The organism is Cellulomonas sp. NPDC055163 (genome assembly GCF_053607065.1).
On sequence record NZ_JBSGSU010000011.1, the window covers coordinates 83,109 to 95,622 of the forward strand.

General features: G+C 73.1%; 9 protein-coding genes. 6 read left to right on the forward strand and 3 right to left on the reverse strand.

Features of this window, described 5'->3' with window-relative positions:
- Positions 1–107 precede the first annotated feature (107 nt).
- On the reverse strand, positions 108–3,473 hold the full coding sequence (locus tag ACWFNE_RS18985; protein WP_452123977.1) for a glycoside hydrolase family 9 protein: 3,366 nt from the start codon (positions 3,471–3,473) through the stop codon (positions 108–110).
- Between the two features lie 390 nt (positions 3,474–3,863).
- On the opposite strand from ACWFNE_RS18985, the gene ACWFNE_RS18990 reads away from it, so the two are divergent.
- From ACWFNE_RS18990 to ACWFNE_RS19015, 6 genes are all read left to right on the forward strand, one after another.
- Entirely contained in the window at positions 3,864–4,034 is a 171-nt protein-coding gene (locus ACWFNE_RS18990) for a hypothetical protein (RefSeq protein ID WP_452123978.1), read from the forward strand.
- A 298-nt stretch (positions 4,035–4,332) separates the two neighbouring features.
- A complete protein-coding gene (locus tag ACWFNE_RS18995) occupies positions 4,333–5,187 on the forward strand; it encodes an ABC transporter ATP-binding protein (protein WP_452123979.1) in 855 nt (284 codons plus the stop codon).
- Positions 5,180–6,100 carry an ABC transporter permease gene (locus tag ACWFNE_RS19000; protein WP_452123980.1) on the forward strand — a complete coding sequence of 307 codons (921 nt, stop codon included), beginning with the start codon at positions 5,180–5,182 and terminating at the stop codon, positions 6,098–6,100. Before ACWFNE_RS18995 ends, ACWFNE_RS19000 begins: the two co-directional genes overlap by 8 nt.
- A 94-nt stretch (positions 6,101–6,194) precedes the next feature.
- A complete protein-coding gene (locus ACWFNE_RS19005; RefSeq protein ID WP_452123981.1) occupies positions 6,195–7,271 on the forward strand; it encodes an ABC transporter substrate-binding protein in 1,077 nt (358 codons plus the stop codon).
- 31 nt (positions 7,272–7,302) lie between these two features.
- Entirely contained in the window at positions 7,303–8,676 is a 1,374-nt protein-coding gene (locus ACWFNE_RS19010; protein WP_452123982.1) for an LLM class flavin-dependent oxidoreductase, read from the forward strand.
- Between the two features lie 25 nt (positions 8,677–8,701).
- On the forward strand, positions 8,702–9,277 hold the full coding sequence (locus ACWFNE_RS19015; RefSeq protein ID WP_452123983.1) for an NAD(P)H-dependent oxidoreductase: 576 nt from the start codon (positions 8,702–8,704) through the stop codon (positions 9,275–9,277).
- 69 nt (positions 9,278–9,346) lie between these two features.
- Here ACWFNE_RS19015 and rbfA read toward each other — a convergent pair whose 3' ends face one another.
- Both rbfA and infB read right to left on the reverse strand, forming a co-directional pair.
- Positions 9,347–9,796: a 30S ribosome-binding factor RbfA gene (gene rbfA, locus ACWFNE_RS19020; protein WP_452123984.1), complete on the reverse strand. Its 450-nt coding sequence runs from the start codon at positions 9,794–9,796 to the stop codon at positions 9,347–9,349.
- A 136-nt stretch (positions 9,797–9,932) separates the two neighbouring features.
- Positions 9,933–12,514: translation initiation factor IF-2 (gene infB / locus ACWFNE_RS19025; protein WP_452123985.1), on the reverse strand; the 2,582-nt coding region annotated here is incomplete at its 5' end.

The window sequence follows — 12,514 nt, forward strand, 5'->3', positions numbered from 1 at the left end:
ACCCAACCCGCCGTGAGTCGCCGGCCATGCCTTAACTGTCCGTCCGCGGTGCGGGTGCCCCTGCGTTGTGTTGGGGCCGGGCAGGAACCCGGCCCCCGCACCCGACGTCAGGAGTGACGCGGCGCCGGAAGGACCTGCAGCGGCGCGGACCCCTCGCGACCGGACGACGTCCCCCGCACGATCACGGAGTACGCGCCCGGGTCGGTGTGGCGCGGGACGTGCACGCTGATCGACACCGTGCCGTCCTTGCGCACCGCCCGCGTCTCCAGGAGCTCGTCACCGAGCCGGACCTGGACGATCTCCCGCGCAGCCGCACCCCGCACGGCGACGGTCACGTTCCCGCCGGCCCGCAGCACAGGCGACGAGAGCCGCACCGAGAGCGGCTCGGCGGCAACGACGGCGAGGCGAGCCACGTCGGTGGCCTCCGAGCCGGACGCGTTGGTGAAGACCGCACGGTAGAGGGTGCCGTGATCCCCGAGCGCGGCGGTCACCGTGAGCGTCCCGCTCGTCGCGCCCGGGACGTCGACCCACCGTACGCCCGGCCTCTGCGCCTGCCACCGCACGGTCGGCGCCGGGACGCCGTCGGCCGCGGCGGCGAACGTCGCGCTCGCTCCCGGCGCGACGGTCGCGTCGGCCGGCTGCTGCGTGACCCGCACGGCGGTGCTCGCGTCGGCCGAGCCGTCGCCCTGGTCGGCGACGAAGGACGCGACCCACGAGAGCGCCGAGTTCCAGTTGATCGCGACCTCGTTGGACGCCCATGACCCGAGCTCGTCGAGGTAGCACATCGAGGGCGCGCAGCCGCCGACGAACGCTGCCTGCATCGTCGGGTCCCACGTGCCGGTCGTCGAGTTCGGCCCGCCCGCGAGCGACCCGTCCGGGGACACCCCCGGGACCGAGAGCGGGAACCAGCGGTTGTGCTGGTGCAACGCGCTGACCTCGCCGTAGCCGGAGACGTACGACATGTTCAGCGCGTTGCGCCCGAGCAGGTAGTCGACCGCCTCGAGTGCCGAGCGCCGGTACGTCTCGTCGCCCGTGAGGTCGAACGCGGTGGCGACGACGACCGTGGTGTTGAGCACCATGCTGTTCGAGCCCCACTCGTACAGGCCGTCGGGCCGCACGTAGGTGCTCCCCCACGCCTGCGCGTCCTGTGTGGCGACGTACGCGTCGGCCGCGTCGAGCACCGACTGCCGGATCGCGTCGCGCGTCGGCAGGTCGTTCGGCACGGTCGCCAGGTCGAGACGGCCGAGGCCGGCGGTGCTCCCCCAGTTCATGCCGCCAGGCCCGAAGACGTCTCCCGTCGCGTGCGGGCTCGCGAGCACGTGCTGGGCGAACGCGTCCTCGCCGGTCGTCAGGAACAGCTCCGCGGCGGCCCAGTAGAGCTCGTCCGTGACCGTGCCTTCACCGTACGCACCGCCGCCGTTGTTGCCCGCGGCGTCGGGGGCGAGGACCGCCGGGTGCGCCTGCGCGGCGTCCCACGCGGTGCGCGCGGCGGCGAGCAGCTCGGCGGCGAACTCGGCGTCGACGTCGGCGAACAGGCGCGCACCCTGCGCCGCCGCAGCGGCGAGGTTCAGCGTCGCCGCGGTCGAGGGCCGGGCGAGCCGGCGCTCCTGCGGGTCCTCGGACGGCAGCAGCGGAAGGCCCGTCCACCCGACGTCGTGGATCTTGTGGTGCGCCATGCCGGCGTACTCCCCACCGTCCGCGGGCACCTGCATGCTGAGCAGGAACTCGAGCTCCCAGCGCGCCTCGTCGAGCACGTCCGCGACCCCGTTCGCGCTCTCCGGCACCGCGAGCGTGCCGTCCGCGAGCGCACCGCGGTCGGCCGTGCCGGCGTGCAGGCTGCGCTCGTAGGTGCTCAGGAGCTGCGCTGCGGCGATGCCGCCGTTGACGACGTACTTGCCGTGGTCGCCGGCGTCGTACCAGCCGCCACGCACGTCGAGCGCGTACCCCGCGGGGCACTCCCAGTCGCCGTAGGCCCAGCCGGCGCCCTCGTCGGCGGCGGTGAGGCACGTGACCGCGCCGTCGCCCTTGTTGGGCGCGACGTCGACGTGCCCCGCCGGCCGCGCGTAGTCGGCGTCGATCGAGGCGTCGATCTCGGTGCCGCTGCGCATCAGGTAGAAGAAGTTCAGCGCGTCGTACCGGAGCTGCTGGTAGAGGTCGGCGTCGATGTCGAACGGCCGGCTGGTCTCGCCGTCGGCCGCCAGGACCAGCCCCTCGCCCTCGGTGGCGAGCGCGCCGAAGTCGATCGTGTGCACGTTCAGGCCCGAGCTCGGCTCGACGCCGGCGGGCACGGTGTCGCCCTCTGCGAGGACGGCTCCGGACACGGTGCGGACCTGCCAGACGACGGGCTCGGTCCGCTCGGTCACGAGCGTCGCCTGCTTGGGTCCCGCCGGCAGGTAGCCGACCTGGTTGACCCGGACGCGCGGGCCCGTGTCCGGCTCGTACGGCGGGGGCGGAGTCAGGCTCTCGACGAGCGAGACGTCGTCGAGGGTGAACGTCCAGGCGTCCCCGCGCCCGCCGACCTGGAACGCGAGCTGACCCTCGAACGGCCCGCCCGGGGTCGTCGTCGCCGGGTAGGTGTCGGTCGCGGTGAAGGTGTACGAGACAGTCGTCGGCTCGCTCGTCACGGCGACGGTCTTGTCGAGGACGGTGCCGTAGCTGCCTCCGTTCTCGCCGACGATCGCGCGGATCGAGCGGTCCTCGGAGGCACTGACGTCGAAGCTCAGCGTGTAGCTGGTCCCCTCCTCGATCGCGAGGCCGTTGAACCCGACGCCGGAGTAGATCCCGGAGCCGGCGGGGACCGGGACGACGAGCGCGCCGGTGGACACGTCGGCAGCACCGAGGTCACCCGCGACGAACCACGGGTCGGTCGTGCCGCTCGCGAAGTCGCCGTTCGGGATCAGGTTCGTGCCGAGCGGCGTGATCGAGAAGTCGTCGATGCACAGCTCGTACGGCTCGCCCTGGTTGCCGAGCTGGAACGAGACGTTGCCCGTCGTCGTGGTCCAGTCGTCCGCGACCGGGCTGCCCTCGCCGGTGGGCCACGCCGACGGCGAGAACGTGAGCTCGACGTGCTCCGGGGTCGCGGAGCCGTCGAGCTGCACGGATCCCCCGAACGCTGCGGGGTACCCGGGGCCGCCCTGCACGGGCACGGTCACGGCGCGGCTCGCGTGCGCGTCGAACTCGACGGTGTACGTGGCCGCGCGGTCGAACTCCACGGCGTCGTGCTGGATCGCGACGTCCCAGGGGTTCCCCGTGTGCGCACCGACCGCGGCGCACAGCTCGCCCGTGTCGGTCGAGGTCGTCACCGCCTCCGGCGGGTAGGAGAACCAGCCCTGCGGCCCGGTCGAGAAGTCGTGCACCTCGGTGACGGGGGCGGCGAGGGCGACGGGGCTGACGGCGGCCGCCAGGGCGAGGACCGCCACGGTTGCTGCGGCGGCGCCCGAGGCACGGGCGCTCGCATCGGGGAAGGAAACCACGGTGTCTCCATTCATGGGAGCGCTCTCACGACGATGTGGAGCAGCCCGGGACGATGTGCGCGAACCACGCTAACAGGACGGACCCACACGCGGCAGGGGTCAGCGGCCCTCCCCCGGCGCACCGGCCGCACGCCGCGCCGACCACCCACGGCCGGCTGTCGGCGGGGACCGACGGCACCTCCCGGCCGGAGGTCCGCGTCCGAGTCTCGGCGACGTGCGATCACTCCCCGCCTACTGTCGACGCCACACCCTGATTTCGTCGCCGGCGGCGCGCCGCAGCAGCCGGCGCAATTCTTCGCGGGCGACGTTCCGTGCGCGCATTACCGGTGGAGGCGACCCGACAATGTACGCCCGGGACGCATGGCCGGCGCGAGACCACCGTCTCACCCCATGGATGCACATTGCGCCGACGCGGACCGCGTCACTAGTTTTCCCGACATGTTCACCGCCGCCGCGTTGCGCGAGGTCGCCGAGGGTCGCCCGTCCGGGCACCTGCCGGTCCACCTCACGACCCAGCGCGCCGTCGACCTCATGCGCGTCGCCAGCCGGCTCTGTCGGTAGTCACCGCACCACGCCCGGCGCACCCTCGCGTGCCCCGCGCGTCCAGCCGGCCCCGCTGAGCACCCGTCCCGACGTCGGGACCCGCTCGCCACGCACCGGCTGACCACCTTCGGCGCCGGTACCCTGCGCTCCACCCCGGACCTCGCCCTGGGGCTTCACGCGTCCCGACGGACCCGGAGCCGCCGGCGCTCACCCGTCACCGGCGGTCCGTCCGGCGCGCCACGCTCCGGGACGCCTCGCCCCGCCGGCGCCCGTACCCCGCCCTGCTCCCGCGCACCCCTGCCCGGAAAGGCACGTCATGCCCACGCCCAAGCTCAGGTTCGACCACGTCCACAAGGACTTCACCGTCCGCGACGACACCCGCGGACGCGGCGCACGCACGCTGTTCACCGCGCTCGACGACTTCACGCTCGACGTCCCCGCGGGGCAGCTGCTGACCGTCGTCGGGCCCTCGGGGTGCGGCAAGTCGACGCTGCTCGACCTCCTCGCAGGCCTCACGCAGCCGTCGTCGGGCGCGATCCTGCTGGACGGCCAGCCGCTCACCGGGCCCGGGCTCGACAGGGGCGTCGTGTTCCAGCAGTACGCGCTGCTGCCATGGCGGACGGCACGGGCGAACGTCGAGCTCGGCCTCGAGGCCAAGGGGCTCAGCAGGGCGCGGCGGGCGGAGATCTCCGCCCGCTACCTCGACCTCGTGGGGCTCGGGGGCTTCGAGCAGCGCTACCCCCACGAGCTGTCCGGCGGAATGAAGCAGCGCGTCGCGATCGCCCGGGCGCTCGCGTTCGAGCCCGAGGTGCTGCTCATGGACGAGCCGTTCGCGGCGCTCGACGCCCAGACCCGCGAGACGCTGCAGGACGAGCTCCTGCGCATCTGGCGTGCGACGGGGACCACCATCGTGTTCATCACGCACGGCATCGACGAGGCGCTCTACCTGGGCCAGCGCGTCGCTGTCATGAGCCCGCGCCCCGGCCGCCTGCGCACCGTGATCGACGTCGACCTGGACCGCAGCCGGTCCGACGACATCCGCTCCGACCCCGAGTTCGGGCGCCTGCGGCACCGGGTCTGGACCGAGCTGCACAGCCCGACCGCGGACGTCGACGACGCGGACACCGACCTCCTGCCCCTGCACGCCACCCTGGAGCCCGCCCGTGCCTAGCACCCTGTCCCCCCGCACCGACCCGGGCACCGCGCCGGTCACCGTCCCGGTCGCCGAGGACACCGTCGCGTTCGCGGACCCGCCCACGCTCGGCCGCCGGCCCGCGCTCGCCGCGGACCGCGACGCGACACCCGCCCTGACCCGGCGTCTGCGCGCCCACGCCGCACGAGCGCTGCGGGCCTCGGTCGTCCTCGTCCTGTTCCTCGCGCTCTGGGAGGTCGCGCCCCGCGTGGGGCTCGTCGACCCGGTCTTCCTCCCGCCGCTGAGCCGCGTGCTCGGCGCGTTCGGCACCCTCGTCACGAGCGGCGAGCTCGCGCTCCACCTCGGCGCCAGCCTGAGCCGCGCGGGCGCCGGCTTCGCGATCGCGGTGCTCGCCGCGATCCCGCTCGGGGTCGCCATCGGCTGGTACGAGCGCGTGTCGGACGTGCTCAACCCGTTCCTCGAGCTCTTCCGCAACACCGCCGCGCTCGCGCTGCTGCCGGTGTTCATCCTCATCCTCGGCATCGGCGAGACGTCGAAGATCGCGCTCGTCGTCTACGCCTGCACGTTCCCCGTGCTGCTCACGACCATCTCGGCGGTGCGGTCGGTCGACCCGCTGCTCGTGAAGTCGGCCCGCTCGCTCGGGCTGTCGTCGCTCCGGCTCTTCCAGAAGGTCGTGCTCCCCGCGGCGGTGCCGACGGTCTTCACGGGCGTCCGCATGGCCGGCGCGTCGTCGATCCTCGTGCTCATCGCGGCCGAGATGGTCGGGGCGAAAGCCGGGCTCGGGTACCTGATCACGTACGCGCAGTTCAACTTCCAGATCGAGAAGATGTACGCCGGGATCATCGCGATCGCGCTCGTGGGCGTGAGCGTCAACGGCATCCTCCTGGCCCTCGAACGGCATTTCTCGCGCTGGCGCACCGCGTCCTCCTGACGCCTTTCCCTGCACTTTCCTGGCGCGTGCACCGGCACGTCCCCCCGCACGGCGTCGGCCCCGTCGGCGACCCGAAAAACTCTGGAGCACCCTCATGTCCCTGTCCTCACGACTGTCCGCCGCGGCCTCCGCTGCGCTCGCCGGAGCGCTCGTCCTCACGCTCGCCGCGTGCTCGGGGGCCGCCGACGCCGCGACGGTCGACGCCGACGGCACGACGACCATCCGGTACGACGGCTCGGCCGGGCAGGTCACGCTCCCCGAGCTGGCCGACGACCTGGGCTACTTCGAGAAGGTCCGGCTCGAGTGGGTCGGCAACTCGACCGGCGGACCGCAGAGCATCCAGTCCGCCGCGACGGGAGCGACCGACGTCGGCGGCGCCTTCAACGGCGCGATCGTCAAGCTCCGGTCGTCGGGCGCGAAGGTCACGTCCGTCATCTCCTACTACGGTTCCGACACCAAGGCCTTCGGCGGGTTCTACACGCTCGAGGACTCCCCCGTCGTCGAGGCACGGGACCTCATCGGCAAGAAGATCGGGATCAACACGCTCGGTGCGCAGAGCGAGTTCGTCATCCGCGAGTGGCTCGCCCGGGAAGGGCTGGACGCCGACGAGATCGCGCAGGTCGAGCTCACGGTCGTCCCGCCGGTCAACGCCGAACAGGTCCTGCGCGAGGGGCAGGTCGACGTCGTGGCGATCAGCTCGGTGTTCCAGGACAAGGCCCTCGAGCGCGGCGGCCTGCGCCTGCTGTTCTCCGAGGTCGAGCTGTTCGGCGAGTTCAGCTACGGGTCCTACATCTTCCGCGACGACTTCATCGCGGAGAACCCCGACGCCGTCGCGGACTACGTGCAGGGCATCGCGCGCGCGATCCGCTGGACGCAGGTCACGCCCGTCGAGGACGTGCACGCGCGGTACACGGAGATCATCACCGAGCGGGGCCGCGGCGAGACGCCGGAGCTCGTGCCGTTCTGGAAGTCCGTAGGCGTCTCCACGCCGGGCGGGGTCATCGAGGAGCGCGAGATCTCGACGTGGATCGACTGGCTGGTGCGCAACGGCGAGCTCGAGAAGGGTCGCTTCACCGCGGACGACGTCTACACCAACGAGTACAACCCCTACGCCAACGGCACGTACGAGCCGGACAGCGGCCCGGACGGCGAGCCCGTCGACGCCTCCTGACCTTCCCCTCCCCCCGATCGCGAGGTCCACCATGCCCGACCAGCCCGCTCGCCGACAGCTCAGCCTCAACCTGTTCATCAACGGCGTCGGCCACCACGAGGCCGCCTGGCGTCACCCGTCCACCCCGGTCGACCGCCTGTTCACGGCCGGCTACCACCACGAGCTCGCGCAGCACGCCGAGCGCGCCGCGTTCGACGCGATCTTCTTCGCCGACGGCCCGGTGCTCAGCCCCGGCATCGAGTTCAACAGCGCAGCGCACCTCGAGCCGATCCTGACCCTCGCCTCGGTCGCGGCCGTCACGACCCACATCGGGCTCATCGCGACCGCGTCGACCACGTTCTACGACCCGTACAACCTCGCCCGCCTGTTCGCGACGCTCGACCACCTGAGCGGGGGCCGCGCCGGCTGGAACATCGTGACGACCGCGGCGTCCGCCGCCGCCGCGAACTTCGGGCTCGACGAGCACCCCGACCCGAGCGAGCGGTACGCGCGCGCCGGGGAGTTCGTCGAGGTCGCGACGCGGCTGTGGGACAGCTGGCAGGACGACGCCGTGCTGGCGGACCGCGCGACGGGCCGGTTCGCGGACCCCTCGCGCATCCACCCGGCGGCGTTCCGCGGCGAGCACCTGCGCGTCGCGGGCGCGCTGAACGCCCCCCGCCCGCCGCAGGGCCACCCGGTGCTCGTGCAGGCCGGGGCGTCGAACGAGGGCCGCACCTTCGCGAGCCGGCACGCCGAGGCCATCTTCACGGCGCACCAGCAGCTCTCCGACGCCCAGGCGTTCTACGCCGACATCAAGGCCGGCGTCGAGCGGTTCGGCCGCCGCCCCGACCAGGTCAAGATCCTGCCGGGGATCAGCCCGTTCCTCGGCGGGACCGAGGCCGAGGCGCAGGCCCTCGAGCGCGAGTTCAACGAGCTCACCGTGCCCGAGTACGGTCTGCGCCAGCTCTCGACCCTCGCCGAGGCGACGTTCGACGTCGCGGACCTCGACCGGCCCGTGCCGCTCGACGCGTTCGCCGACGCGGGCGACGTGACCGACAACAACCGCTCGCGCCGGCAGGTCGTCGCGGGCATCGTGCGCCGCGAGCAGCCGACGCTGCGCGAGCTTCTGCACCGCCTCGCCGGCGCCCGCGGGCACCGCGTCGTGGCCGGCACGCCCGAGCAGGTCGCCGACACCATCACCGAGTGGTTCACGCACGGCGCCGCCGACGGCTTCAACGTCATGCCGCCGTCCCTGCCCAGCGGCATCGAGGCCTTCACCGAGCACGTCGTGCCGCTCCTGCGCGCCCGCGGGCTCTTCCGCGAGGGCTACACGGGGACGACGCTGCGCGACCACCTGGGGCTCGACCGGCCCGTGAACCGCCACGCCACAGCTCGCCCCGCCGAGCCCGCCCTGGCCGGCGTCTGACCCGCCCGACCCCGAGAGGAACCCCATGACCCGCAGCACCGAGGCCCCGCTCAAGGTCGTCGCCGTCAACGGCAGCCCGAGCGTCCCGTCCAAGACCGCGGCGCTCGTCGCCGAGATCGTCGAGCGCCTGGGCCGGCACCTGCCGCTCGATGCCAGCACCGTCCACGTGACCGACCTCGTGCCGTTCTTCACCGACACGTACGGTGACCCGGGCTCGCCGATCGCCCGCGCGCTCGGCGAGATCGCCGCGGCCGACCTCGTCATCGCGGCGAGCCCCATCTACAAGGGCTCGTACACGGGACTGTTCAAGCACGTCTTCGACCTGCTCGCACCGACGGCGCTCACCGGCACCCCGGTGCTGCTCGTCGCCACCGGGGGCTCCGAGCGCCACACCCTCGCGCTCGAGCACCAGTTCCGGCCGCTGTTCGGCTTCTTCCAGGCCGAGACGCTGCCGCTCGCGATCTACGCGCACGACTCCGAGTTCACGAGCTACCAGGTGACGGGCGAGGACCTCGACTCCCGCATCGACAAGGCCCTCACCCGGGCGCTACCGTTCCTGTCGGAGCGGCGCCGGGACGAGTCGCTCGTGCCGTCGATCTGACCCTCCCTCGGGCGCCACGACGCCCGTGCCCCCACGTGGGGGGCACGGGCGTCGTCTGCGTGCGTCGGGTCAGCGGACCTCGTCCGCCTCGTCCTCGCCCTCGACGGGCTTGCGGTACGGGTCCGGCTCACCCGCGTACCGGGCCGACGCGGCGAGCGCGGCGACCTCGGCGTCCCGGCGGGCGGCCTCGAGCAGCGCCGCCTCGAGGTGCGCCGCCGTCTCGGGCACCGCGTCGAGGTGGAAGTCGAGCGTCGGCGTCAGCCGGATGCCCGTCTGCTTGCCGACCTCGGAGCGGATCAGCCCCTTGGCGCTCTCGAGCGCCGCAGCCGTCCCCGCGCGCGCCTCGTCGTCGCCGAGCACCGTGTAGAACACGTCGGCGTGCTGCAGGTCGCCGGTCATGCGCACGTCGGTGATCGTCGCGAACCCGAGCCGCGGGTCCTTGATCCGGGTGTCGATCATCTGCGCGACGATCTGCTGGATGCGCTCCGCGAGCTTCCTCGCGCGACCGTGGTCAGCCATGACATCTCCGCCCTTCGTCGTCGGTCGGACCCCGTCCCGGGGCCGACAGGTGCCGGAGCGCCAGGTGGCCCGGACCAGCAGGTCCGGGCCACCCGACGTTCACGGCGTCATGCGGGTCGTGCGGTCGAGCCGACGGTCAGGACCGCGGCTTCTCCCGCATCTCCCACGTCTCGATCGTGTCGCCGATCTCGACGTTGTTGAACGAACCGAGCCCGATACCGCACTCGTAGCCCTCGCGGACCTCGGTGGCGTCGTCCTTGAACCGCTTGAGCGACTCGATCGTGAGGTTGTCCCCGACGACCGTGCCGTTGCGGAGCACGCGCGCCTTCGTGTTGCGGCGGATCTCCCCGGAGCGCACGAGCGAACCGGCGATGTTGCCGAACTTCGAGGAGCGGAACACCTCGCGCACCTCCGCGGTGCCGAGCTGCGCCTCCTCGTACTCCGGCTTGAGCATGCCCTTGAGGGCGGCCTCGACGTCGTCGATCGCCTGGTAGATGACCGAGTAGAACCGGACGTCCACACCCTCGCGGTCGGCGAGCTCCTCGACGCGCTCCGCGTACTTGACGTTGAAGCCGATGATGATCGCGTTGTCGACCGTCGCGAGGTTGACGTCGTTCTGCGTGATGGCACCCACACCGCGGTGGATGACGCGCAGGTCGACCTCGTCCCCGACGTCGATCTTGAGCAGCGCGTCCTCGAGGGCCTCGACGGCACCCGAGACGTCGCCCTTGAGAACCAGGTTGAGGGTCTCGACCTTGCCCTGCTGGAGCGCCTGCGTGAAGTCCTCGAGGCTGATGCGCTTGCGACGCTTGGCCAGGAGGGCGGCACGCTCGGCCGCCTCGCGCTTCTCGGCGATCTGCCGCGCGGTGCGCTCGTCGGACGCCACCAGGAGGGTGTCGCCGGCGCGCGGGACCGACGCGAGCCCGAGCACCATGACCGGACGCGCCGGCCCTGCTGCGTCGACCGTGTCGCCGTGCTCGTCGAACATCGCCCGGACACGTCCGTGGGCCGTGCCGGCGACGATCGCGTCGCCGACGTGCAGCGTCCCGGACTGGACGAGGACCGTCGCGACGGCACCGCGTCCCTTGTCGAGGTTCGCCTCGATGGCCACGCCGCGCGCGTCCTTGTCGGGGTTGGCCCGCAGGTCGAGCGCCGCGTCCGCCGTGAGGAGGACCGCCTCGAGCAGCGAGTCGATGCCCTGGTTCTGCTTCGCGGAGACGTCGACGAACATCGTGTCGCCGCCGTACTCCTCGGCCACGAGGTTGTACTCCGTGAGCTGCTGGCGGATCTTGGCGGGGTTGGCCCCCTCCTTGTCCACCTTGTTGACCGCGACCACGATCGGCACACCGGCCGCCTGCGCGTGGTTGAGCGCCTCGATCGTCTGGGGCATCACACCGTCGTCGGCCGCGACCACGAGGATCGCGATGTCCGTGACCTGCGCACCACGGGCACGCATGGCGGTGAACGCCTCGTGACCCGGGGTGTCGATGAAGGTCAGCGCACGGTCGACGCCCTCGTGCACGTGACGCACCTGGTAGGCACCGATGTGCTGCGTGATGCCGCCGGCCTCGCCCGCGACGACGTCCGTGGAGCGGATCGCGTCGAGGAGCTTGGTCTTGCCGTGGTCGACGTGACCCATGACGGTCACGACCGGCGGGCGCGGCTGCAGCTGGTCGTCGTCCTCGTCCGCGAGCTCCGCGTCGAGGTCGATGTCGAAGGCCCCGAGCAGCTCGCGGTCCTCCTCCTCGGCCGACACCATCTCGATGATGTAGCCGAGCTCGGCCGCGAGCGTGCCGAACGTGTCCTCGTCGAGCGACTGCGTCGCCGTGGCCATCTCACCGAGGTGGAACAGCACGGTCACGAGGCTCGCGGGGTTCGCGTCGATCTTGTCGGCGAAGTCGTTGAGCGAGGAGCCGTGGCGCAGGCGCACGACCGTGCGCCCGTTGCCGCGGGGAACCTGCACGCCGCCCAGCGAGGGGGCCTGCATCTGCTCGAACTCCTGGCGCTTCGCGCGCTTCGACTTCCGTCCACGCACGGGGCGACCGCCGGCGCGACCGAACGCACCCTGCGTGCTGCCGCGACCGGCACCGCCGGGACGACCGCCGCCGCCACCGGGACGACCGGCGAAGCCGCCGCCACCCGCGGGAGCGCCGCCGGGGGCGCCACCGGGACGACCGGCGTACCCGCCGCCGCCACCGGGACGACCACCGGGGCCGCCACCAGGACGACCGCCGGGACCCGGACGCTCACCCGGGCGGCCGACGCCGCTCGAGCTGCGGCCCGGCATCATGCCGGGGTTGGGACGCGGGCCACCGGGACGGGGACCGCCCGGACGCTCGCCCGCGGGAGCCGGAGCACCCGACGCGGCCGCGGGGGCCTCGCTGCTGCGGCGGTCGCCGGGACGCGGCATCCCCTGCGACGGCGCGAACGGGTTGTTGCCCGGACGCGGGCCACCGGGGCGGGGGCCGCCCGAGCCGCCCTGACCGCCGGAGCGGGGCATGCCCTGCGACGGCGCGAACGGGTTGTTGCCGGGACGCGACGCGCCACCGGGACGACCGGCGGGTGCCGGTGCGGCCGGCGCGGGGCGCGGACCCGGACGTGCGGCGTCACCGGCGGAGCCGGGACGGCGTGCCGGGGCCGGGGTGCCGGGCGCCGGCGCGGCGGGTGCCGAGGCGCTCTCCGCACGTGCGGGGGCGCTCGGTGCAGCCGACGCGGCGG